At 51.9% G+C, this 22,437-nt stretch carries 18 protein-coding genes and 1 tRNA gene; 9 read left to right on the top strand and 10 right to left on the bottom strand.

Annotated features, from left to right (window positions below; all coding sequences use genetic code 11):
* Window positions 1-16: 16 nt before the first annotated feature.
* Window positions 17-1,130, bottom strand: a protein-coding gene (gene prfB / locus RHJ02_RS04535) for a peptide chain release factor 2 (protein ID WP_206201256.1) whose coding sequence is annotated in 2 segments (ribosomal slippage) — window positions 17-1,054 and window positions 1,056-1,130 — 1,113 coding nt in all. Because the reading frame shifts where the segments join, the coding sequence is not laid out codon by codon here.
* Between the two features lie 188 nt (window positions 1,131-1,318).
* Between prfB and ftsH4 the strand changes: the two genes are divergently transcribed.
* Window positions 1,319-3,178, top strand: coding sequence for an ATP-dependent zinc metalloprotease FtsH4 (ftsH4, locus tag RHJ02_RS04530; protein ID WP_206201255.1), 1,860 nt, complete (start codon window positions 1,319-1,321; stop codon window positions 3,176-3,178).
* Window positions 3,179-3,413: 235 nt separating this feature from the next.
* Here the strand turns inward: ftsH4 and RHJ02_RS04525 are convergent, their stop codons facing one another.
* Genes RHJ02_RS04525 through RHJ02_RS04515 form a run of 3 tightly spaced genes read right to left on the bottom strand, consistent with a single transcriptional unit; the run spans window position 3,414 to window position 6,595 of the window.
* Window positions 3,414-4,880 (bottom strand): TldD/PmbA family protein, encoded by a 1,467-nt coding sequence (locus tag RHJ02_RS04525; protein ID WP_206201254.1) that lies wholly within the window; start codon window positions 4,878-4,880, stop codon window positions 3,414-3,416.
* 51 nt (window positions 4,881-4,931) lie between these two features.
* On the bottom strand, window positions 4,932-5,237 hold the full coding sequence (gene rplY / locus RHJ02_RS04520) for a 50S ribosomal protein L25 (RefSeq protein ID WP_206201253.1): 306 nt from the start codon (window positions 5,235-5,237) through the stop codon (window positions 4,932-4,934).
* 14 nt (window positions 5,238-5,251) lie between these two features.
* Window positions 5,252-6,595 carry an adenylosuccinate synthase gene (locus RHJ02_RS04515; RefSeq protein WP_149817309.1) on the bottom strand — a complete coding sequence of 448 codons (1,344 nt, stop codon included), beginning with the start codon at window positions 6,593-6,595 and terminating at the stop codon, window positions 5,252-5,254.
* A 142-nt stretch (window positions 6,596-6,737) separates the two neighbouring features.
* Here RHJ02_RS04515 and RHJ02_RS04510 point away from each other — a divergent pair.
* The 4 genes from RHJ02_RS04510 to RHJ02_RS04495 all read left to right on the top strand — a co-directional run bounded on the left by RHJ02_RS04510 (window position 6,738) and on the right by RHJ02_RS04495 (window position 9,334).
* A tRNA-Thr gene (locus tag RHJ02_RS04510) sits at window positions 6,738-6,809 on the top strand.
* A gap of 41 nt (window positions 6,810-6,850) precedes the next feature.
* On the top strand, window positions 6,851-7,483 hold the full coding sequence (gene ruvA / locus RHJ02_RS04505; protein WP_310453314.1) for a Holliday junction branch migration protein RuvA: 633 nt from the start codon (window positions 6,851-6,853) through the stop codon (window positions 7,481-7,483).
* A 41-nt stretch (window positions 7,484-7,524) separates the two neighbouring features.
* Window positions 7,525-8,502 carry a DNA (cytosine-5-)-methyltransferase gene (dcm, locus tag RHJ02_RS04500; RefSeq protein ID WP_310743447.1) on the top strand — a complete coding sequence of 326 codons (978 nt, stop codon included), beginning with the start codon at window positions 7,525-7,527 and terminating at the stop codon, window positions 8,500-8,502.
* Window positions 8,503-8,581: 79 nt separating this feature from the next.
* Window positions 8,582-9,334, top strand: a complete 753-nt coding sequence (locus tag RHJ02_RS04495) for a BsaWI family type II restriction enzyme (RefSeq protein ID WP_310800501.1) — start codon at window positions 8,582-8,584, stop codon at window positions 9,332-9,334.
* 69 nt (window positions 9,335-9,403) lie between these two features.
* Here RHJ02_RS04495 and RHJ02_RS04490 read toward each other — a convergent pair whose 3' ends face one another.
* Entirely contained in the window at window positions 9,404-10,354 is a 951-nt protein-coding gene (locus RHJ02_RS04490) for a hypothetical protein (RefSeq protein ID WP_206201249.1), read from the bottom strand.
* Window positions 10,355-10,646: 292 nt separating this feature from the next.
* Here RHJ02_RS04490 and RHJ02_RS04485 point away from each other — a divergent pair, with 292 nt between their 5' ends.
* The 4 genes from RHJ02_RS04485 to RHJ02_RS04470 all read left to right on the top strand — a co-directional run bounded on the left by RHJ02_RS04485 (window position 10,647) and on the right by RHJ02_RS04470 (window position 14,647).
* Window positions 10,647-10,937, top strand: a complete 291-nt coding sequence (locus RHJ02_RS04485) for a YggT family protein (protein ID WP_149817300.1) — start codon at window positions 10,647-10,649, stop codon at window positions 10,935-10,937.
* Window positions 10,938-10,965: 28 nt separating this feature from the next.
* Window positions 10,966-12,879 (top strand): tRNA uridine-5-carboxymethylaminomethyl(34) synthesis enzyme MnmG, encoded by a 1,914-nt coding sequence (mnmG, locus tag RHJ02_RS04480; RefSeq protein ID WP_310800500.1) that lies wholly within the window; start codon window positions 10,966-10,968, stop codon window positions 12,877-12,879.
* A 134-nt stretch (window positions 12,880-13,013) separates the two neighbouring features.
* Window positions 13,014-13,586 (top strand): Uma2 family endonuclease, encoded by a 573-nt coding sequence (locus RHJ02_RS04475; RefSeq protein WP_206201247.1) that lies wholly within the window; start codon window positions 13,014-13,016, stop codon window positions 13,584-13,586.
* Between the two features lie 224 nt (window positions 13,587-13,810).
* Window positions 13,811-14,647 carry an EcsC family protein gene (locus RHJ02_RS04470; protein WP_310800499.1) on the top strand — a complete coding sequence of 279 codons (837 nt, stop codon included), beginning with the start codon at window positions 13,811-13,813 and terminating at the stop codon, window positions 14,645-14,647.
* Window positions 14,648-14,792: 145 nt separating this feature from the next.
* Here the strand turns inward: RHJ02_RS04470 and RHJ02_RS04465 are convergent, their stop codons facing one another.
* The 5 genes from RHJ02_RS04465 to fbp form a co-directional block, all read right to left on the bottom strand.
* Window positions 14,793-15,875, bottom strand: coding sequence for a hypothetical protein (locus tag RHJ02_RS04465; protein ID WP_310744877.1), 1,083 nt, complete (start codon window positions 15,873-15,875; stop codon window positions 14,793-14,795).
* 299 nt (window positions 15,876-16,174) lie between these two features.
* Complete coding sequence (locus RHJ02_RS04460; protein ID WP_310744876.1) at window positions 16,175-18,424, bottom strand: cation:proton antiporter; 2,250 nt, start codon at window positions 18,422-18,424, stop codon at window positions 16,175-16,177.
* A gap of 11 nt (window positions 18,425-18,435) precedes the next feature.
* A complete protein-coding gene (opcA, locus tag RHJ02_RS04455) occupies window positions 18,436-19,770 on the bottom strand; it encodes a glucose-6-phosphate dehydrogenase assembly protein OpcA (protein ID WP_206201244.1) in 1,335 nt (444 codons plus the stop codon).
* Window positions 19,771-19,836: 66 nt separating this feature from the next.
* Window positions 19,837-21,366: a glucose-6-phosphate dehydrogenase gene (zwf, locus tag RHJ02_RS04450; protein ID WP_206201243.1), complete on the bottom strand. Its 1,530-nt coding sequence runs from the start codon at window positions 21,364-21,366 to the stop codon at window positions 19,837-19,839.
* A 3-nt stretch (window positions 21,367-21,369) separates the two neighbouring features.
* Window positions 21,370-22,416: a class 1 fructose-bisphosphatase gene (gene fbp / locus RHJ02_RS04445; protein ID WP_206201242.1), complete on the bottom strand. Its 1,047-nt coding sequence runs from the start codon at window positions 22,414-22,416 to the stop codon at window positions 21,370-21,372.
* Window positions 22,417-22,437: the final 21 nt, after the last annotated feature.

Raw genomic sequence — 22,437 nt, 5'->3', positions numbered from 1 at the left:
AGGGGGAGTTTTTTGTTTAACTGGCTTCCTCCGTTTGCTGCCGCAGGTAGGCTTGGATAAAGGGATCGAGGTCACCATCCATGACCTCTTGAATGGCTGTCGTTTCCACCTCCGTGCGCAGGTCTTTGACCAGTTGATAGGGATGGAAGACATAGTTGCGAATTTGGTTGCCCCAAGCCGCTTCAACAGCATCACCGCGAATATCAGCAATTTCCTTGGCCTTTTGTTCTTGGGCAATGACTAATAGCTTGGCCTTGAGAATGGCAAGGGCTTTTTCCTTGTTTTGTAGTTGCGATCGCTCCTGCGTACAGCGGACGGCCAAGCCCGTTGGCTTATGGACAATGCGCACGGCTGTTTCCACCTTGTTGACGTTTTGTCCTCCCTTGCCGCCACTGCGAGAGGTGGTAATTTCTAAGTCGCTTTCGGGAATCTCTACCGTAACGGATTGATCCAGTTCGGGCATCACATCCACGCCGGCAAAGCTGGTTTGCCGTTTACCATTGGCATTAAAGGGAGAAATGCGCACCAGCCGATGGGTGCCCTTTTCAGAGCGCAGATAACCGTAGGCATAGCGCCCCCGAATTTCTAGGGTGGCTGACTTAATGCCCGCCTCCTCCCCCTCCGATAACTCGGCCAGATGGGTTTGGTAACCATGGCGCTCCGCCCAGCGGGTGTACATTCGCAGCAACATTTCTGCCCAATCCTGAGCATCAGTCCCGCCAGCACCAGCATTGATCGTGAGAATGGCGTTGTTTTTGTCGTAGGGGCCACTGAGGAGTTGTTCCAGTTCCCATCGACTCAACTGGGCGTCTAAATCCTTGAGCAGCGTAGTCGCCTCTGTCACCAGCCCTTCATCCGGCTCTAGCTCCAGCAGTTCCAGTGCCGTTTCCACGTGTTCAATCGTTTTTTGCCATTGCTGAAGTTGGTTGAGGGCGTCTTTGGCTTCGGTCAACTGTTGGAGTGTGACTTGGGCGATCGCTTGATCATTCCAGAAGTCTGGCTGAGCGGCGGTGTGCTCAAGGTCGTGAATCTTGGCGTTTAAGGCCGCCGGGTCAAAGATAGTCCTGGGTATGACCCAGGCGATCGCGCAACAAAGAAAAATCGCGTTTGAGGGTACTTAAATCAATCATTCTACGATGCAAAAGAGAGGAATTCTGTTGATATTTTATCAAAGGCTTGCCCGCTTCCTCACTGTAGCGTCGGGCATTTCTAGGCTAGCTGCGGGGTTGAGTGACCGAATGTTAAGCTTCTTGCCCTTGCCCTGAGTCCCTTCCAAGTGTCACCATGATCGGTAGGTGAACTCTGGGGAATCTAACCTATGGCCATCAAGAACCCGCCCGAAGTACCCCGTAATCGCTGGATTGGTAATCTGCTTCTTTTCGTGGGGTTGGGATTTCTCCTATTGAACCTACTTTTCCCCCAACTTTTTGCCCCCCGTCCACCTCAGGTTCCCTACAGTATGTTTATCCATCAGGTGCAAGAGGGGAAAGTGGCGCGTGCCTATGTCAGCCAAAATGAAATTCTCTACCAATTAAAGCCAGAGGGAGATAAACCGCCCCAAGTACTAGCGACAACGCCAATCTTTGATCTGGAGCTACCGAAACTCCTACAGGAAAAAGGTGTTGAGTTTGCCGCTGCCCCCCCACCGCGCAACAGTTGGTTGTTGAATGTCCTTGGTTGGGTCATTCCGCCGATTGTGTTTGTGCTCATCTTTCAATTCTTTGCCAGTCGCCAAGCGGGCGGTGGTCCTCAGGGGGTTCTCTCCATCAGCAAAAGCCGCGCTAAGGTCTATGTCGAGGGTGCCAACACGGGGATTCGCTTTGATGATGTGGCTGGGGTTGAGGAAGCTAAGGCGGAGCTGGTCGAAATTGTTGATTTTCTGAAAAATCCCCAACGCTATATTCAAATTGGTGCCCGCATTCCCAAGGGGGTGCTGCTGGTGGGGCCACCGGGAACAGGGAAAACCCTGCTGGCCAAAGCTGTTGCTGGCGAAGCCAATGTCCCCTTCTTCTCCATTTCGGGTTCGGAGTTTGTCGAGCTATTTGTGGGTGTCGGGTCGGCCCGCGTACGGGATCTCTTTGAGCAGGCGAAAAAGCAAGCCCCCTGTATTGTCTTTATTGATGAGTTAGATGCCATTGGTAAGTCCCGTTCCAGTGCCGGTTTTTATGGCGGGAACGATGAGCGGGAGCAAACCCTCAACCAACTGCTCACAGAAATGGATGGCTTTGATGCTACGGGGGCAACGGTCATTGTCCTTGCGGCAACCAACCGCCCAGAAACCCTTGATCCGGCATTGCTGCGCCCTGGACGCTTTGACCGCCAAGTCTTGGTCGATCGCCCCGATTTGAGTGGTCGGGAGGCAATTTTGAAAATCCATGCCAAAAAGGTGAAACTGGCTCCTGAAGTGGATCTGCACGCGATCGCTGCCCGTACACCGGGGTTTGCTGGCGCAGACTTGGCCAACCTAGTCAATGAAGCAGCCCTACTGGCGGCGCGCAATCAACGGGAAGTGGTGACGCAGCAGGACTTTGCCGAAGCCATTGAACGCATCGTGGCTGGCCTTGAGAAAAAAAGCCGTGTCCTCAACGACAAGGAGAAGAAAATTGTCGCCTACCACGAAGTCGGTCATGCCCTTGTCGGCTGTGCGCTGCCAGGCAGTGGTCGGGTAGAGAAAATCTCGATTGTGCCCCGTGGCATGGCGGCTCTTGGTTACACATTGCAGTTGCCGACGGAGGATCGCTTCCTCCTTGATGAGCAAGAATTGCGCGCCCAAATTGCCACGTTGCTAGGGGGACGATCGGCAGAGGAAATTGTCTTTGGCACGATCACAACTGGAGCCGCGAACGATCTACAACGGGCCACAGATTTGGCAGAGCGGATGGTGCGCAGCTACGGCATGAGCAAAGTCCTTGGTCCTCTTGCCTTTGAGCAACAACAGGCGAGCTTTTTGACGAACAATGGCATGATGCTACGGGCAGTCAGTGAGGAAACCGCTCAAGCCATCGATCGCGAAGTCAAAGAAATTGTCGAGTCAGCTCACCAGCAGGCGCTCAGTATTCTTAAGGAGAACCGTGACCTTCTCGAAGCGATCGCCCAAAAACTCTTGGAAAAAGAAGTGATTGAGGGCGAAGAACTCCACGAACTACTGAGCCAAGTAAAAACCCCAACCGCTGCCTAACCAAGGGAGCTGCAAAACCGCCAAAAAAAAAAGACCAGCGGATTACTGGTCATTCAGTCCAATGTTTTTGTCTCAGAAGAGAAGTCAAGGCGCACACAAAGCGGTGAGGGCGATCAAAAAGCTGCACTGCCTTAGCTCCCCTTCTTCTTCCATGATAATGTAGCGAGAGTCACAAAAATTCACATATAAAATCTTTAGGCATTTCTACTCAAACCCATAACCGCAGGTAATCAGTTTAGCGGCCACCGACGGTAATGGCATCGACTTTAATGTGGGGTTGACCAACGGTGACGTAGATGCTGCCGCTAATCGAGCCACAGAAACCGGGGGCAAGGGCGAGATCGTTGGCAGACATTGAAATTCGCTGCATGATTTCTTTGGCTTCGCCAATCAGTGTGGCTCCCTTGAGGGGCTGTTTGATTTGGCCATGTTCAATCCAGTAGGCTTCCTCAACGGCAAAGTTAAATTGCCCCGTGGCACCGACACTGCCACCCCCCATGCGTTTGCAGTAAATGCCGCGATCAATGGAGGCAATTAAGTCCTCAACACGGTATTCACCGGGGGCAATGTAGGTATTGCGCATCCGCGAAGCGGCAGCATAGGTATAACTTTGGCGGCGGCCACTGCCCGTGCGAGGGTGCCCTGTGCGCATCGAACCCGCGCGATCGCTCAGGAAATTCTTAAGGATGCCATTTTCAATCAGCAACGTGCGCTGCGTCGGCATCCCCTCATCGTCCATATCAATACTGCCAAAGGCACCGCTGGTAATTCCCTCATCCCAAGCGGTCAAGTTTTCATGGGCAATTTTTTCGCCTTTTTTATCGGCAAAGGGGGTCGTACCGCGTTCAATTTGAGTGGTTTCCAAGAGGTGACCACAGGCTTCATGGAAGATCACCCCGCCAAATTGGTTGGCCATGATCACCGGGTAAGTGCCCGATTCCACATAGTCAGCATAGAGCATTTTGCCCGCCGCTTCGGCAACGGTATCGGCCAAGGTGGTGTAGTCCCACTGGCGCAAAAAGTCTGGATTACTGGTATCGCCATTGCGCTCACCAATGGAGGCGCGGTGCTCGCCATCCGCACAGAGAACAGAGGCCACTGCTGATTGGGTGAGGCGAATATCGCGACCAAAGGTGCCATCACTGGCGGCCACCATGACCTCTTGCCAATCGCGAAAATAACTGAGGCGGCGGGATTGCAGATGCTGGGTTTTCTGGCGTAGGCGATCGCTGCCCGCCAGCAGAATATCGGCCACTTCAGCAATAGAACTACAGGCGGCTAGCCAGCCTTCCTTGCGGCCTTGGGCATAGTCCCGCAGCAATTCAAGGTGGATTTCAGGCACGTAAGCTTGCGGACTGGGCAAAAGCAGCCCCATTAAGCCAAGGGCTTTTTCAAGGGCGGCGCGCAAGCCGTTGAAGCTGAGATCATTGGTGCTGACATAGCAATCACTGGTACCGCGAAAAACGCGAATACCCGCCCCTAAACTCAAGCGAGGGGAGACACTCGTCAGGCGATCGTCCTCGACAAGAGTACTAAGGTAATGGTTGCGCTCAAGGAAAATCTCGACAAAATCAGCGCCAGCCGCCCGCCCAAGGCCAAGGAGCGTAGCGAGGGGAGATTCCCAAGAGCCATCAAAGCGATCGCCTTCGGGGGAATAGCTAAGGTGGGCAAGATCTGCAGAACGAAGGAGCGTGGCTGGCATTGTTAACAATCACTTAACATATCCCCACTATAGCAAATTCCCCCTTGCAGCCTAGTTTTCAGCTTTGGCTAAAAAGGAGAGGTGGTAAAGGGTATCCTTGGCGGGGTGGGCTTGCACCTCTTGGAGCACCACCGTTCCCTGCCACGGCAAATCGGGGATCGAAAGCTGGATCGGGGTTTTCTGGAGACGGGCATCCCGCACCAAAAATTCGGCGGCATGGGTATCCACCACCAAGGAAATCGAAGACTCAATCGTCGGGCCGTAGAGGACGGCAGGGGTTTTGCCCTCACGGCGTAGGGCATTGGGTTTAGCATCGGCAGGGCGTAGGTGCCCCTCAATAGCTAAGGAACGAGACATTGCTACAACTCCAATTAAGATAAAACGGGATGGACTTGGGTGCCATCATCCTTGAGGAGTGCCCGTTTCGGACCATGGATCGGATCCTCAACAATGATGGTTTGGCTGCGCTCTGCCCCCAACGAGACAATGGCGATGGGCACAGACATAATTTCAGCCAAAAACTTGAGATAGTTCAATGCCGCCTTGGGCAGATCATCAAGGGAGCGGCAATGACGGGTGGATTGCTGCCACCCCGGCAGGGTTTCATAGATGGGACGACAGCGGGCAAATTTGAGGGCATTGCTGGGGAAGTGTTCGCAGCGCTCACCGTCAATATCATAGGCAACACAGACTTTGATCTCTGGCAGCTCATCGAGGACATCGAGCTTCGTAATTGCTAAGCAATCGAGACCATTGATGCGCACCGCATAACGGCCAATCACGGCATCAAACCAGCCACAGCGGCGGCGCCGTCCAGTTGTGGTACCAAATTCAGCACCGCGATCGCCCAAGAGTTCTCCCACCTCATCCAGTAATTCCGTTGGAAAAGGCCCTTCGCCGACCCGCGTGGTATAGGCTTTGGCCACACCAATGACGCGGTCAATCATCGTTGGACCAATCCCCGCCCCGACACAAGCACCCCCGGCCACAGGGTTTGAGGAGGTGACGTAGGGATAGGTGCCATGGTCAAGGTCTAAAAGAGTACCTTGGGCACCTTCAAAGAGAATGTTGCGCCGCCGGCGGATGGCATCATCCAGCACGAGGGAACCATCGACAATGTGCGATCGCAGGCGCTCACCGTAGGCACAGTACTCTTCAATGATCGGCTGCGGTTCGAGGGGCGCCAGTCCGTAGAGCTTTTCGAGGATCAAATTCTTTTGGGCGATCGCCCACTCCAGCTTGGCGGCCAACTGATCAGCATCCAGCAGATCCAGCATGCGAATCCCCGTGCGCTCCGATTTATCGGCATAGGTGGGGCCAATGCCGCGTCCTGTGGTACCAATGCGCCGTGAGCCACGCCGTTCCTCAGCAGCAATATCCAACTGGCGATGGTAGGGCATCGTCACATGGGCTGTTTCTGCAATCAGCAGATTCTCAGTGCTCACCCCCAACTGTTCCAGTTGTTCGAGTTCCTCAAGGAGCACCTTAGGATCCACCACCGTTCCCGCCCCAATGATGCACTGGGTATCGGGGTAGAGAATCCCTGACGGAATCAGGTGCAATTTTAGGGTCTGGTCTTTGACGACAATCGTGTGACCTGCATTGACACCGCCCTGATAGCGGACTACCACATCGGCAGACTTGCTCAGGAGATCGGTGATTTTACCCTTGCCTTCATCGCCCCACTGGGCACCAACAACGACGACGTTTGCCAAGTGATTTTCTTAACTCGTTAATTAACACAATCGTCTATTGTAACCCTTGGGGCAAATGCACACAAGCGCGCGATCGCAAAAATTTTGCCATTGCCCTGCCCGTCCTAGGGGCGATCGTGCTAGCATAAATAATGCTTTGAATGCCGATGTAGCTCAGTGGTAGAGCACTCGATTCGTAATCGAGCGGTCGTGAGTTCGAATCTCATCATCGGCTTGGCTCACCCATTTCCAATCGTCTGCGAGCAGGAACAGACTGTGTTTGCCTACCTCAGAGGAACTGTTGTTGCCCATCAATCGGAGGGGAGCCATCGCTCTGCCCTCATCCTAGAGGTGAATGGGGTCGGCTATCGCTTACTGGTCCCGTCCCATCTGTTGCGGCAGTACCCACCGAGTGCTGAGGTGGTGCAGATTTTTACCCATCTCAGTGTCCGTGAGGATCAGATGCTCCTCTATGGCTTTGCCTCGGCAGCGGAGCGGGATCTCTTTTTGCGTTTGATCCGTGTCAATGGGGTTGGGCCACAGATGGCGCTATCGTTGCTGGATACCCTACCTTTGCCAGAGCTAGTCCAAGCGATCGTCAGTGGCAATACCCGTCGTCTCAGCCGCGCGCCCGGAGTCGGCAATAAAACCGCTGAGCGCATTGCCTTGGAACTGAAAGCCGCCCTGAGTGCTTGGCGACAGGAAACGGGGTTAACAACGGCTCCCGCTGGCCTGCCCACGGAAGCGATGCGTGAAGAACTGGAGTTGACTCTTTTAGCCTTGGGTTATAGCGATCGCGAGATTGAAGCTGCCCTTACTGCCATCGGCCAAACGAGCACCCTCGCCAAGAATAGCGATCCAGAGGCATGGCTACGGGAAGCCATCACATGGCTAAGTGCCAATACCTAGGCCTTAGGATAAATAAAGACGACACCTAACTCTAGACTGCTATGGGGCAGCCAACCTTCATTGATCTATTTGCTGGCATCGGTGGCATGCGGCTCGGTTTTAGCCAAGCAGGTGGTTGCTGTGTTTTTAGCTCAGAGTGGAATAAGTTTGCCCAAATAACCTACGAAGCAAACTTTGGCGAAGTGCCAGCAGGAGACATTACTCAAATCCCCTCGGAGAGGATTCCTGACCATGACATATTATTAGCGGGTTTTCCCTGTCAGCCCTTTAGCATTGCGGGTGTCAGCAAGCACAATGCCCTAGGAATTGATCATGGTTTTCAGCACCCGACTCAAGGCAATCTATTTTTTGAAATTGCGAGGATCATCAACGATAAACGTCCTAGGGCTTTTTTGCTAGAAAATGTTAAAAATCTTCAAAGCCACGATCGCGGTAGAACCTTTCAAAGGATTCAAGAAATTCTAAATGATTTGGGATACTACATCTATTACCAAGTCATCAATGCTGTTCATTTTGTGCCCCAGCATCGAGAAAGAATTTTTATTGTGGGTTTTAGAGAACCCCTTGAATTTACATTTCCTCAGGTACCAATTCAGCAACATAGAGTTAGGGATATTCTGGAACCGTCAGTAGATGCTAAATATACGTTGAGCAATCATCTGTGGCAGTATTTGCAAAACTATGCTGAAAAGCATCGTGCCCGTGGTAATGGATTTGGCTATGGGCTAGTTGATTTAGAGGGAGTAACCCGAACATTAAGCGCAAGGTATTACAAAGATGGCTCGGAAATCCTCATTCCCCAAGAAAACAAGAATCCCCGCCGCCTGACGCCAAGGGAATGTGCCCGCTTAATGGGGTTTCCCGACTCTTTCAAAATTGTGGTGAGTGATACAAGGGCATACCAGCAGTTTGGCAATTCAGTTGTGGTGCCGCTGGTGAAAGTTATTGCTGATGAGATATTAAAATCCCTAAAGCAGGGAAAATTATTAAAACAAACTAGGCAGCTTACGCTCTTTTAGTTCAGATATGTCATTCAAGGTTTTAAGCAAGCAGGAAAAGAAAGTTTTAAGAAAGATATGTTCAGGCAATAAGTATTACATGAAGCCTATTGTTAAGAGAGTTAATCAATGGGTTGCTAGTCAGAAAAACATTAAGGAAGCATGGCTATTAGTGCTTAACCAGTTACACGACATCATACGAGCTTCTCAGATTGATGTGGAAATACTTTTAGATCAAAAGGTTAAACAGGGGAAAATAGAGAATAAAAATCAAGCAATAAAGAGCATTGCTGGCAATGCTTTTTCAAACGCCTTAATTTACATCTTTCTTGTTAACAAATGTTGCAAAAACATACCTGAATGGATGTTCATAACATCTCAGCTATCAAGTGTTCCAAATTTCAGGCAGTCAATTAATATCAATATCCAAAATGAAGTGCAAAAACCAGATATGGATATTGTGATTTATGCAAATAATAATATTAAGCAAAAACATACACCTGAAAGCTATATCATTTTGTCTCTTAAAACATCCTTAAGGGAAAGGGCGGCTCAAACTTATAAGTGGAAACTCCTAATGGAAGTTGCTCTACATAGCCCTGAATTATGCGAAAAATATAATATCTCCTATCGATCGTCAGTAGTTCCGATTATTTGCTTTGCAACAACAAACTTTTATAACGAAATTAATAACCCTCAGCAACGCGGAATGTTGAAATTCTTTGATCGGTCTTTTATCGCTAAGGAAATAATAGATTTTACAGAAGATGCGTTTATTTATCCTCTTTCTAACTTAATTCCATTTGCTATAGAAAAGCTGTCAAATCCCTATGTTCAGCTTAGTTTGTTTTAACCCGCAAATAAAAAAGGGGCAGTTTTATGCCCCCTAGTATTAGCAAACTATAGCGAACAATTTGAATCTCTAGGAAAACATCGGCAGGTGAGAATAGATGGCTGTCCACAGCGGACTCCAAGGCCCAAGGTTGAGTACTAGAGTTGCGATCGCCACGGTGCTGCTGAGCCATGTCAGCCATTGGGCGTAGATATTTGCTCCTTGCTTCTGTGTTTGCAGGTGTTCAACAGTTTGCTGAAGCTGCTCAACTTCTTGGTTAAGATCTGTAATCTCATGGCGTAGCCCGTCAATTTCACGATCGCGCTCGCTGACTGTGGCATGACAAGCCGCTAGTTCTGCCTCTTTTTCGCGACAGGTGGCTTCAATCGTGGTCAGAGAAGCGGTCAATGTCGCCGTTTGACTGGCGTATTCTTCTTCGAGGCTGCTACTGCGCTGGTAGGCGGTTTCTAGCTCTTGGCGATAGCGATCGCAATTGTCCCGTAGGGCTTTGTTTTCCGCTTGGCTAGTGTTGAGGGCATGCGTCAATTCCGCCACCTGTTGGCGATAGTCACTAACTTGAGTGTGTAGTTGCTGTTGTTGGTCTTCTAGCTCTTGGCGATAGCGATCGCAATTGTCCCGTAGGGCTTCGTTTTCCGCTTGGCTAGTGTTGAGGGCATGCGTCAATTCCACCACCTGTTGGCGATAGTCACTAACTTGAGTGTGTAGTTGCTGTTGTTGGTCTTCTAGCTCTTGACAGCGGTTTTGCAACCGTTCCACCTCTGAGCGCAATTGCTCAATTTCTTGGCGCTGGCGATCGCGCTCCTGCTCGCTACGGCTGACTAGTTCCTTTAGCCCTTCGATGCGCTGGGCTTGTTCGCTGACAATCCGGTGCAGGCGATCGCACTCTTCCTTCAAACGTTGCACAGAACCCTTGTACTGCCGCTGTACCCAAGCCCGCAAAAACGATAGGCCAGAGATGGTAAATCCAATCAGGGCATAGGTGCCCACCAATATATGACCCGTGGCCGACATCTGTAACATATTGAACCCCTGAACTTCAGTTGAATGTCAATGAAAACGCCGCCATCCAGAATACAGCCCTTTTCCCAAGGATGGAACCCGCCCAAAACAGTCAAAGCCGCTGTCGGACAGGCCTCTATCTCTTTATCCTTTGGCGATCGCTCCCCTATGCAGGGGCACAGCGATAACTTTATGGGAATGCATGCAGAAACTTCTATTTCCTAGTCTAGCGAGGGAGAATGACCGCTGGGGCTAGCTTCTTGCCAGCATTGGTACAATAAGGGATGCACTTGAATTTGCAAGGGGAAGACCAATGACCGAGGCACCTGTATTGCCCATTCTATTGATGGGGATTGCGAACTTTTTGCAGATCTACTTAATTGTGCTGCTGATTCGGGTTCTGCTGTCGTGGTTTCCCAATATCAACTGGTACAATCCGCCCTTTTCGATTCTCAGTCAGTTAACGGATCCCTACCTGAATATCTTTCGTGGCCTGATTCCCCCCATCGGTGGCCTTGACTTTTCGCCGATTATTGCCTTCTTCCTCTTGCAATTTATTGTCCAACTCTTATCGGGGTTCTCCAGTAGCGCCACGTTCTTCTAAACCATCGCTAGCCTAGGGTGCAATCGCCATGTCAACGCTGCCTGCGTTTCAGGATGAATTTGATGTCATTGTTGTTGGTGCCGGTCACGCCGGCTGTGAAGCGGCCTTGGCAACGGCACGGTTGGGTTGTCGTACCCTCTTGCTGACCCTCAACCTCGATAAAATTGCTTGGCAGCCCTGTAATCCTGCCGTGGGTGGCCCCGCAAAATCGCAACTGGTGCATGAAGTGGATGCCCTTGGGGGCGAAATTGGGCGTGTGACCGATCGCACTTATCTGCAAAAGCGGCTCCTGAATGCCTCACGGGGGCCAGCGGTCTGGGCATTGCGGGCGCAAACCGATAAGCGCGAATACAGCGCCGTCATGAAGCAGGTGGTGGAAAATCAGCCCAACTTGCTCGTGCGCGAAGGCATGGTCACGGATTTAGTCCTTGATGCCAATGACACGGTGATTGGGGTTGAAACCTACTTTGGCGTCGCCTTTCGCTGTCAAGCAGTGATCCTGACAACGGGAACCTTCCTCGGTGGCCGCATTTGGGTGGGAAATAAATCCATGGCCGCTGGTCGGGCTGGCGAATTTGCCGCTGAGGGACTCTCCCAAACCTTAGCACAGCTCGGTTTTGAGGTGGATCGCCTGAAAACAGGAACACCCGCACGGGTGGATCGGCGATCGGTGGACTACAGCAAGATGGAACCGCAACCCCCAGATGAGCAGGTACGCTGGTTTAGCTTTGACCCCACCGCATGGGTGGAAAGACCCCAAATGAACTGCTACTTGACGCGCACCACCGCTGCTACCCACCAACTCATTCGCGAGAATTTGCACCTGACGCCCGTCTATGGCGGTTGGGTGGATGCCAAAGGCCCCCGCTACTGCCCCAGCATTGAGGATAAAATTGTCCGCTTTGCTGACAAAGAAAGCCATCAAATTTTCATTGAACCCGAAGGCCGCGATACACCAGAACTCTATATCCAAGGCTTTTCCACGGGGCTACCGGAACCGCTGCAATTGCAACTGTTGCGCACCCTGCCGGGGCTAGAAAACTGCATCATGCTGCGGCCAGCCTATGCAGTGGAATACGACTACTTGCCGGCAACCCAGTGCTTTCCCACCCTGATGACGAAAAAGATTCAGGGGCTGTTTTGTGCCGGACAAATCAACGGTACCACCGGCTATGAGGAGGCCGCCGCCCAAGGGATTGTGGCCGGGATCAATGCGGCTCGCTTTGTTCAGGGGAAACCGATGATCACCTTCCCACGCCAAGAGAGCTACATCGGCACCCTGATTGATGATCTGTGCACGAAGGAACTGCGGGAACCCTACCGCATGCTCACCAGCCGCTCGGAATACCGCTTGGTGTTGCGATCGGACAATGCTGACCAGCGGCTCACCCCCTTGGGGTACGAGATTGGCTTGGTGAGTGAAGCCCAGTGGCAAGTGTTTCAAGCCAAGCAACGCCGTCTTGCGGCGGAGACCCAACGCCTGCAAAGCACCCGCATTAAAGCCCATGAACCCGTGGGCGAAGCGATTGTGGTCGCGACGGGTCAAGCGATTAAGAGTGCCATTGCCCTTGATGAGTTGCTGCGGCGATCGGGGGTACATTACGACCTACTGGATCGCCATGGCCTTGGCAATCCCGATCTGACTCCCCAAGAGAAAGAGGCGGTTGAAATTGCCATTAAATACGCCGGCTACATTGAACGGCAGCAACGGGAAATTGAGCAGATTGCCCGTCAAGACCAGCGTCCGCTCCCTGCGGATTTGGATTACTTTGCCATCCCCACCCTTTCAATGGAAGCACGGGAAAAACTCAGTACCATCCGCCCCCTCACCATTGGTCAAGCCAGCCGTATTGGTGGGGTCAACCCGGCAGATATTAATGCCCTTTTGGTCTATCTCCAAGTGCAACAGCAGCGGCAATCCCTAACGGCGGTGGGGAGCTAGAACCGTGTGGCCGGCTGAACTAGAGTTGTCCTATGTCAGACATCAAGCTCCCCTGTATACTTCTGGCAACCCAGTTGGGGAAGCGAGCAAGCATCTCCCTTGGCCAAAAGCTCCCTTTTTTGCAAAACAAACCCATGATTGCTCTGAACCTGCGTCCCACGATTGAATTAACTGATGAAGCCTTCGAGCAACTTTGCCGTAGTAACCCTGAGCTACGGCTAGAGCGTAGCGCTCAGGGAGAATTGATTGCCATGGCGCCTGCCGGCAGTGAAAGTAGCCGTCAAAACCTCAGTCTCAGTGCCCAGTTATGGCACTGGAACCAACAAACAAAGCTGGGTGTAGCCTTTGACTCCTCCGCTGGTTTTCGTTTACCCAATGGCGCCATTCGCTCCCCTGATGCTGCTTGGATTGAAAAAAGTCGCTGGCAACGCCTCACCCCTGAGCAACGGCGCCGCTTTGCCCCCATCTGTCCTGATTTTGTGTTGGAACTCAAGTCGCCAACCGATGATTTGGCTGCTCTCCAAGTCAAGATGCAGGAGTATGTGGACAATGGTGCCCAACTGGGTTGGTTAGTTGATCCCGAAATGCGACAGGTTTACTGTTATCGATCTGGGCAAGCTGTGCAGGTTTTGGAACATCCCCCTTGTCTTTCAGGAGAGCCCCTGTTGCCTAACTTTGTAATGGATTTCACCTTGATTTGGGATTAGGGATTCTCTATTATAGGACGGCTCTGCCGTTCGTACTGCCCTTCCCCAGCATGAGTGTCGAGGCTTGGCGCGCCCTAGGTCAGTGCCCTGATTCGTGGAGTGGTTTGTCGCTATCGCGGTTACTCTATGGGGGAATTATGGCGCTGGTTTGTGGCGGCTTGGCAATTGCTGCGGCAGGAGCAAGGTTCTCATCTTACGGTTTGTTATTCCCGGGTGTGGCCACGATGACCCGCAATCTTGCTCTTACGGATTATGAGCGGCAACAAATTAAAAAAATCAGTGCTTGGCTGCGGGAAGAAACGAACCCTCTGCAACAGGCGGTGCAATCGGTCAATGCCACAGTCGAGCGTCATGTCAGTCGGATGTTGTCCCCTGAACATCTAGCGATTCTGCGTCAGGCGGGCGATCGCCTACTGGCCAATAGTGATCAGGCTTGGCAACACCTGAAACAGCGATTGGGGAACACTCGGATGCCAGTCGATCATTGGCAGGATCTCAAGGATCAACCCCTAGAGGTGTGCGATCGCCTGCAAGCTAGGGTTGCCGGTGCGGCCTTGACCAACGCTGCCTTGGAAGCCCTGATCACTGCTCCCTTTGACTTTCTGGGCGAACTGGTGGATGTGGGGTTGACTCTGCTATTGGGTCTCAAAACCATTCAAGCGGTGGGCTTGTGCTATGGCTTTGGCAGTGAGACCACAGTTGAACAGCACATCATCTGGGGCACATTGGGGATCAGTTTTGCCGGCACTGCCAAGGAACGTCAGCATCTATTGTTGAGTTTGCTGCATCCTTCTGAGGACAGTGAACGGGGGGCGATCGCCGGCCTCTTGGAAGACAGTGCCTTTGAAGTTTTTACCGACAACACGGTGGAGGCGGTGTTGAGTCGCGCATTAGTGATGTTGAGGGAAGAATTGAGTGGCGAGTTGATCCCCGTGATTGGCACTGCTTTGGGGGTTCTGGAAAGCGAACAATTTGCCCGAGAAGTGGCAACGACCGCGCGATATGTTTATCAGTTGCGTTGGCTACTGTGTGCTCACAGTGGCAGCGGAGTGGATGGTTGACAGCGGCTACCGCCGCCAAAGTCCATGGTCGTGCCAAAATCTCTGTGGAAGAAACAATCCACTACTATCTTGCCGATGACGCTGTTTTGGAATGGCTACCTCAAGAAAAGAAACAGTCGTTTGTCACTATCGGGGTTACTCAATTTTATTCAATTAATGGAGTCAATTCTCTTTTCATTTCTTCTGCTGTCTTGATACAGTTAAATCCCCAAAAATAGTTACAGGCTTCATACTGATCATGTGTAACACTCAGTGAGATATCGCGAAATAAATTCGTTAAATGTGATGAAATTGATTGATATGTTTTTCTTTCTTGATAAGATTTTATACCATTCTCTACCCTGATTTTCAAGGGAATGTTGATCAGAACATCTGCTGTACAGATTATCTGTTGTTCAAATAGCCAATGGGGTTTATTCATGTAAATACAGTACCCAATGTGAGTACCAATAGCGTTAGAAGCAGTGACATCTGACAGCCAGATGATTGATTTAAGACGATTCAGAAAATTCCAATCATAAATGTGACCTGCTGTTGTGCAGTGAAACCCTGCATTCAGGTAGAGTTCTACAATTTCAGGACGGCAATCTTTCCAGTAAAAACAAATAAGTACTGATTCAAACTGATGATCCTTTGATACTCTTCTAAGCCATTCGATAGCCTGTAAATGATTGAATGAAGTTTTAATTAGATGGGTTGAGTGTGCAGGGAAAAATAGTAGCGTTTTTCCAAGTTTTTTCTTGTAATCCTTTAGTGTTTCAATATCGATTAACTCTGCGTAATGTATATATGGCCCTATAGGTAATACTTTCCTCTCTGTATGTTTTGAAATAACTTCTTTTCTAAACTCACTGAATGTAATAATTGCCCTTGCAAAGGGATCATCGTCAGGTGCTCCGGAATCATCTAGATAGCAACCATGTTCGATAGGCGCCAGAAGCTTTTTTTTAGGCTGAATGCCAGCATAATGCTTGATTGTTTTGGATATACCATAGAGTGAGTTTTGTGAAAATTCTTCCGGAACTAAGTGATAGCAAATTCTCATAGGGATATCTACGTTATTAATATCCCGGTCAAACTGAAGTATGTTTGCATTCTTTTCTATGTAGGGCAAATATAGGTAAGACTCAAGTTTTGTAATTGGGTTTCTTGCAGGTGCAATCAGAAACAGTCTAATAGCCCTGATCGTTTTCTCAATCCCTCTTGACAAAGATCGATTTAGTAGCATGACTTCTTGTATATCCGTTTTTAGAGGAGGAATAATTCTTCGTCTAAGATTATACTAGGCGCTGATTCTTATTAACAGAAGCTAAAGCTAATTTGGTTAGTAATAGAGTTTATTAAGTTTGGGCAAATGACATTGGCGGTACTGTTGGGTCTGAAAATGATCCAAGAGTTGGATCTATGCTCCTAGCAGTGAGATTGTGGCTGAACAGAAGATCATTTGGGGCACGTCGGGGTGAGTTTTCTAGCTATAGTCTATAGTCAAGGATCATGAGTATCTCTACACTGCTGGCTACTGCGTGCTCACGGTGGCAGCGGAGTGGATCGTGCTTGCAGTTGATCGCCAATGCGCTGTAGGGCAGCCATAGAGCCAGTGAGGAGGAGGCGATCGCCCGCCATTAGGGGACAGTCCTCCTTGGGTTCCAAGAGCAGCGTTCCCTCTCGCCGCAGGGCACGGATGGTGATGGTCTCAGGCAGATGCAGATCGGCAATGGTGCGATGTTGTTCGCCAATCTCTTTGGGCAACATGATCCAAAGAAACAAGGTTTCCCCTTGGGGCACACTGACACGGCCATTGATCAGGGCTTCACAAGCTTCAAACTCTGCTGGCTGACCAACAATCAGGAGGCGATCGCCCCCCTCAAGACAGGTTTCACCACTGGGATAATCCACCTCAGTACCATCGGCACGGACAATGGCCAACAGAGTCACCCCCGTCAACTGGCGCAGTTCAATTTCCGCAAGACTCATGCCTCGAATGGGGGAATCCTCAGGGACGGTCAGCCAGCGACTATTCATATCCTGAGCTGCTTGCCGCAGGAGACGGGCGGTTCCCTCAGGGGGAGTATCGCCGCGCAAATTGGCGTAGTGGCTGTCGCGCACCTGTTGTACCTGCTGCTGAATGTGGCGTTCACCCATGCCTAGCGTAAAGAATAGATGAGCGGCCAACTCCAGACTGGCTTCAAACTCGGGCTGCACCACCTCCCGTGCCCCCAGTTGATAAAGCAACTCAATGTCGCGATCGCTATTGGCGCGCACAATGACATCCAGTTCCGGGGCAAACTCTAGGGCACGCTTGAGACAGAGGCGGGTACTCATACTATCCGAGAGGGCGATCGCCATACCAAGGGCTTGATCGACGCCTGCTTTGGCCAGAATGGTGGTACTAGCGGCATTGCCGTAAATGTAGGGCAGTTGGGCATCGCGCACTTCGTTAATCACCGTTTCACTTTGCTCAATGACCAACACGGGATAATTTTGTTTTTGGAGGAGTTTCACCACACTCTTGCCGACGCGACCATAGCCACAGACAATCACATGGTTCCGCTGCGGCAACCCCGTTAAATCCATGTCGAGGATTTCATCTTCCTTGAGGATGCGGCGCAGTAGGGGCAGTTCCAACAGCACAGGCACCAGCTTTAACAAAAAGGGCGTCACCAGCAACGTCACTGCTGTCGTGCCGAGGGTGAGCAGATAAACTTGTTGGGACACCAATCCCAAGCCCCGCCCTGCCGTCAGCAGCACAAAGGAAAATTCCCCAATCTGAGCCAGCCCAATCCCCGCCAGTAATGACGTTTTCCACGAATAGCCAAAGAGCTTGACTATGGGGGTGGTGATCAGGAATTTACCCAGAATCACTAGGCTGACCAGTTCAATAATGCGATCCAAGTGCTGCCAGAGAAACACTGGATCAATGAGCATACCAATGGAAGCGAAGAAGAGCGTGGTAAAGACATTGCGGATCGATTCCACGTAATCGAGAGTTTGATCGGCATACTCCACCTCGGAGATCATCAGACCGGCAATAAAGGCACCAATCTCAATCGAAAGCCCCAAATACTGGGTCAGCAGGGCAATTCCCAAACAGAGGGCAACGACGCCTAAAAGGAAAAGCTCACGACTTTCTGTTTTGGCCAGTAGCCGTAGCAGAGGGGGCAGCAACCACATCCCAGCGGCGATCGCCCCCACGGCAATCAAAGCAATGGTCAAGACTGCTTGGCCGAGGGCAAGTCCCAACTCCTCTGGGGGTTTGTTCAGGGCGGGTAAGACGGCAATCATCAAGCCCACCGCCAGATCCTGCACCACCAAGATGCCCAGCATAATTTGCCCTTGGATCGACTCCAGCTCATTGCGATCCATGAGGCTGCGCAGCACCACTGCTGTTGAAGAGAGGGAGAGGACAGCACCGAGGAAAATCCCCTGATTGGGGGAACTTACCCAGCCAACCCCAACGGAAATGAGCGTTGTAACTGCAATGGTCAGGAAAATTTGCAGGGCACTGCCCCCCAAGCTAACCCCTTGAACTTTGCGAATTTCACCGAGGGAGAAGCTCACCCCTAGGGCAAAGAGCAAAAAGGCCACCCCCAGTTGTGCCAAACCTTCCACTTGAGGTACTTCCTTGAGGAGTCCCAAGCCCGTTGGCCCGACCAACATACCGGCCAAAAGGTAGCCCAGCAGGATCGGTTGTCGCAGCAAAGCCGCCAACACACCTCCTACTGCCGCTGCCCCCAGTACCACACTGAGGTCAATGACAAGGCGAAAATCTTCGGTCATGGGATCTCATGCTAGGGCATCAAGGCTAGCATCTGAGCCACAACGGCAAAACTCTCACTGTAGAGGAAGTCTTGTCCCCAGCGCTGAAGTTCCTGACTCAAGAGCACCTCAGCCGTGAGATCACTCAGGGGAGACACATGATAAGTACGGCACATTTGAGCACTGCCCCCGGCCTCCATGCGCATACAGCCACGGGTTTCTGAGCAAATGATTGTACAGCAATCGGCTTGGAGATTGGAGGAGGTGAGTTTGAGGTCAATTAAATCCCCCAGCACGAGGCCAGCATCACCCGTGGGAATGCCTGCTAATTCTGCCTTAATCAACCGTTGATCGGAGGCCACCAGTTCCACGTGATAGACATCATAGTCACCGCACTCGTGGCGGATCTGGCGCGGCTGCCACTGAAGCCGGGAAGCTAACCAGCCAAGGTACATTAAAGCTTGGGCGGGATTGCCCTTTTCGTAGTCAATGACCACCTGATCAATTTCCTGAATGGCCAAACGGCGTTCGGGGGGATCAAAGGCTTCGGCGGCCAGTTCTTGCCATGCCCCCAGACGGCGCCAGTTTAGATCTGTTAGGGGAAGCGGTTGTTCAAGGAGGGGGGCAATTGCCCGCAAGCCCCGCAGCGGATCGAGAAATTCACTGGAATCCACAATCACGCGGCTAAATTGGGGCGCAAGGGTTTGAAACAACTCAAAGTTATTGAACAAGTCCCCCTTCCACCACAAAAAGCGGGGGAGTTCGCGAATGATTAAAGACTGCAACAGGGGTTCCACCCGCTGGAAGGCGCTATGGGTGCCCTTGAGGGTAATGTATTCACAGCAAACGAGGGAACTGCGCATCTTTTTGTTGATCGGGCAGTAGGCCGCCACCTGAGCAGTAATTCCCGTATCTTCGCCAAGGGTAGGACACAGGGCAATCACCCGACAGGGATTTTGGCTGGCGATCGCGTCAGCAATGCCACTACCGCGCATATCCACGGCATAGCGATCGCTCCGAGGGGTTCCCTGAGCATATTCTGCCTGCAAGGCCTGCCGCAGTTGGGGCGTGACTCGACCCGTCAAGGGCAAGTTGTGATTCTTTTCAGCAGCACGAATCGCCGACTGCATGCGGGGGCCAAGGATACCATCAATGGGGCCTGTGTAGTAGCCCAAGGCCGCTAGCAATTGTTGGGTATCATCCGCCTCATAGACAACTAGGGTAAAGGTGGTTGCCCGCACTGCTGCTGGCGCCGTACCATCCCCGCCATGGCTGAGCCAAATTTGCCGCAAACTTTGCTCAATATCATCTAACGAGACATCCACGGGATCTTGGAGCGCTACGAGGGGAGTTGATTCAGTTGCCATACCTAGGTACCTATCTGTGAATGAAGTTCGGCCTTGATTCCCATCTCTTCCCATGATGGATAAAGATCACAGTCGCCGCCACCGCCGACCATCGGCATTAATCATCGCTTCTGCGGCATCGGGATCCCATGTCCCCGCTTCATAGGTGGGAATCGTGTCTGGATCCGTAGGGGCATCCCAAGCACTGAGCACCGGCATCACCACCCGCCAAGCTGCTTCCACCTCATCCGCCCGGGTAAACAGGGTTTGATCCCCGAGCATGCAGTCCAGCAAGAGCCGCGCATAGGCATCCGCCGTTGCCATTCCAAAGGAGGAGCCGTAGCTAAAGTCCATTTCCACCGTGCGCGTGCGCAGATCTGCACCGGGCATCTTTGCCTCAAAGCGCAGGGCAATCCCCTCATTCGGCTGGATACGCATTGTTAGAATATTGGGGTTGGTTTGGCGGGCGGCCGACTGGAAAATCAGCAGGGGCACATCGCGAAACTGAATCGAGATTTCCGTCACTTTTTTTGCCAAGCGTTTACCCGTGCGCAAATAAAAGGGCACCCCCTGCCAGCGCCAGTTATCAATCACCAGTTTGAGTGCCACATAGGTGGGCGTGGTGGAGGTGGGACTCACCCCCGGCTCTTCGCGGTAACCCACCACAGGTTTGCCCTTCATCCAGCCGGCTCGGTATTGGCCGCGGACAGCACAGGCATCGAGATTATCCAAATCTGCTAAACGGGTGGCTTGGAGCACCTTCACCTTTTCGTTGCGCAGACTATCGGCATCGAGGGCATTGGGGGGTTCCATGGCGGTCAAGGCCAATAACTGAAGGATGTGGTTTTGCACCATGTCCCGCAGAGCACCCGAAGTTTCATAGTAGCCCGCGCGGTCTTCAACCCCCACGGTTTCGGCAACGGTAATCTGCACATGATCTATGTACTGGCGGTTCCAGAGGGGTTCAAAAATAGCATTAGCAAAGCGAAACACCATCAGGTTTTGAACGGTTTCTTTGCCGAGGTAGTGGTCAATACGGTAAACCTGCTCCTCTTTGCACACCGACTGCACCACTTCATTGAGGGCTTGGGCAGAGGTGAGATCGCGGCCAAAGGGCTTTTCAATGACGAGGCGATGCTTTTGGGGATCACTCAATAGACCGGCTGCCCCTAGTTGTTGAATCGCTTCAACGAAAAAGTTCGGTGAGACCGCAAGGTAAAAGACGCGATTGCCGCGAGTTTGGCGTTTTTCATCCAGCTCGGCCAAGAGGGTTTTCAGTTTGGTGTAGGCGGCGGGATCATCCATATTGCCAGAGCAGTAAAACAGGCCTTGGGCAAATTCCTGCCACAGGGGTTCCGCCTGAATGCCACCGCCAAATTCCTCGACCCCTTGGCGCAGATGCTCGCGAAAATAGTCATCACTCCAGTCGCGACGCGCCACACCAACAATCGTGAGTTCTGGGGGCAGACGGCGTTCCAGTTTCAGTTGATAAATGGAGGGAATGAGCTTGCGCTGGGTGAGATCTCCACTGGCACCAAAGATCACTAGAATCAGTGGTTCTGGGGTGCGCTCTTGGCGTAATCCGACCCGCAGGGGATTTTCAAATAGGATTACCATGGGTTACACCTGTGTCACAGTTGCGTTGGCAGGGGTAGGCTGAATAAAGGATTCCACAAGGGCAACGTTCTCAGGGCTGCCAATAATGAGTGGTGTGCGCATGTGCAGATGATCAGGCACGACATCGAGGAGGGGTTGGGTGCCGGTACTGGCTTTGCCACCGGCCTGTTCCACGAGGAAGGCGATCGGTGCCGCTTCGTAGAGTAGACGCAACTTCCCCGCGGGATTTTTCTGGGTGCCCGGATAGAGAAAGACCCCCCCCTGCATGAGGATGCGGTGAATATCGCCGACAAGGGCACCACTGTAGCGGGCACTGTAGCCGGGCTGGCGATGGACATGGCGGACATAGTTACGAATGGATTCTTCCCATGCCCAGAAGTTGCCTTCGTTGACACTGTAGATGGAGCCACTAGCGGGAATTTGCAGGTTCTCGATCGCCAGAATAAACTCGCCGAGGCTAGGGTCAAGGACAAAAACATGGGTGCCCCTGCCCAGGGAATAGACCAGCATCGTACTAGGGCCATAGAGAATATAGCCCGCGGCAATTTGCTTGTGGCCATCTTGTAGAAGATCAGCAGCGGTGCCGTCTAGATCAGTGCCCTCCTGCTGGCGAATCGCAAAAATGGAGCCTACGTTCAGGTTAATGTCCACATTGGAGGAACCATCGAGGGGATCGTAAAGCAGCGTGTAGCGGCCAATGGGGCAGTTTTCGGGAATGTAGTAGGGCTTTTCCATTTCCTCAGAAGCAAGGCGACACACCAAGCCACTTTGCTTGAAGGCCGCAATAAAGACTTCATTGGCATAGACATCCATTTTTTTGACGTCTTCCCCTTGGATGTTCACTGCCCCTGTAAAGCCCAACACCCCCTCCATGAGACCCGCTCGACTCAAACGGCGGGCAATGAGCTTGCCAGCAAGGGCAATGCGATTCATTAGGGCACTCAGGTCTTGGGCAGCGGCGTCAAAGCTTTGGAGTTGCTGGAGAACGTGCCGAGATAGGGTCAAACAATCGCGATCGAGGGCTTGTTCGTGGGCTGCAAAATCAGTCATAGCCCCTCCCTAGTGAGGATG

It is taken from the genome of Thermosynechococcus sp. TG215 (assembly GCF_031583455.1).
In the GTDB taxonomy this organism is placed as follows: domain Bacteria; phylum Cyanobacteriota; class Cyanobacteriia; order Thermosynechococcales; family Thermosynechococcaceae; genus Thermosynechococcus.
This window is presented reverse-complemented; position numbering and strand designations above follow the sequence as displayed.

Excerpts from the sequence above, each read along its gene's own strand:
- rplY (WP_206201253.1), bottom strand. The coding sequence starts at position 5,237 with ATGTCTCGTTCCTTAGCTATTGAGGGGCACCTACGCCCTGCCGATGCT.
- RHJ02_RS04465 (WP_310744877.1), bottom strand. The coding sequence starts at position 15,875 with ATGCTACTAAATCGATCTTTGTCAAGAGGGATTGAGAAAACGATCAGG.
- ftsH4 (WP_206201255.1), top strand. The coding sequence starts at position 1,319 with ATGGCCATCAAGAACCCGCCCGAAGTACCCCGTAATCGCTGGATTGGT.
- zwf (WP_206201243.1), bottom strand. The coding sequence starts at position 21,366 with ATGGTAATCCTATTTGAAAATCCCCTGCGGGTCGGATTACGCCAAGAG.
- RHJ02_RS04460 (WP_310744876.1), bottom strand. The coding sequence starts at position 18,424 with ATGACCGAAGATTTTCGCCTTGTCATTGACCTCAGTGTGGTACTGGGG.
- RHJ02_RS04485 (WP_149817300.1), top strand. The coding sequence starts at position 10,647 with ATGACCGAGGCACCTGTATTGCCCATTCTATTGATGGGGATTGCGAAC.
- opcA (WP_206201244.1), bottom strand. The coding sequence starts at position 19,770 with ATGGCAACTGAATCAACTCCCCTCGTAGCGCTCCAAGATCCCGTGGAT.
- RHJ02_RS04470 (WP_310800499.1), top strand. The coding sequence starts at position 13,811 with ATGACCCGCAATCTTGCTCTTACGGATTATGAGCGGCAACAAATTAAA.
- RHJ02_RS04490 (WP_206201249.1), bottom strand. The coding sequence starts at position 10,354 with ATGTTACAGATGTCGGCCACGGGTCATATATTGGTGGGCACCTATGCC.
- RHJ02_RS04475 (WP_206201247.1), top strand. The coding sequence starts at position 13,014 with ATGATTGCTCTGAACCTGCGTCCCACGATTGAATTAACTGATGAAGCC.
- RHJ02_RS04525 (WP_206201254.1), bottom strand. The coding sequence starts at position 4,880 with ATGCCAGCCACGCTCCTTCGTTCTGCAGATCTTGCCCACCTTAGCTAT.
- fbp (WP_206201242.1), bottom strand. The coding sequence starts at position 22,416 with ATGACTGATTTTGCAGCCCACGAACAAGCCCTCGATCGCGATTGTTTG.
- dcm (WP_310743447.1), top strand. The coding sequence starts at position 7,525 with ATGGGGCAGCCAACCTTCATTGATCTATTTGCTGGCATCGGTGGCATG.
- RHJ02_RS04495 (WP_310800501.1), top strand. The coding sequence starts at position 8,582 with ATGAAGCCTATTGTTAAGAGAGTTAATCAATGGGTTGCTAGTCAGAAA.
- mnmG (WP_310800500.1), top strand. The coding sequence starts at position 10,966 with ATGTCAACGCTGCCTGCGTTTCAGGATGAATTTGATGTCATTGTTGTT.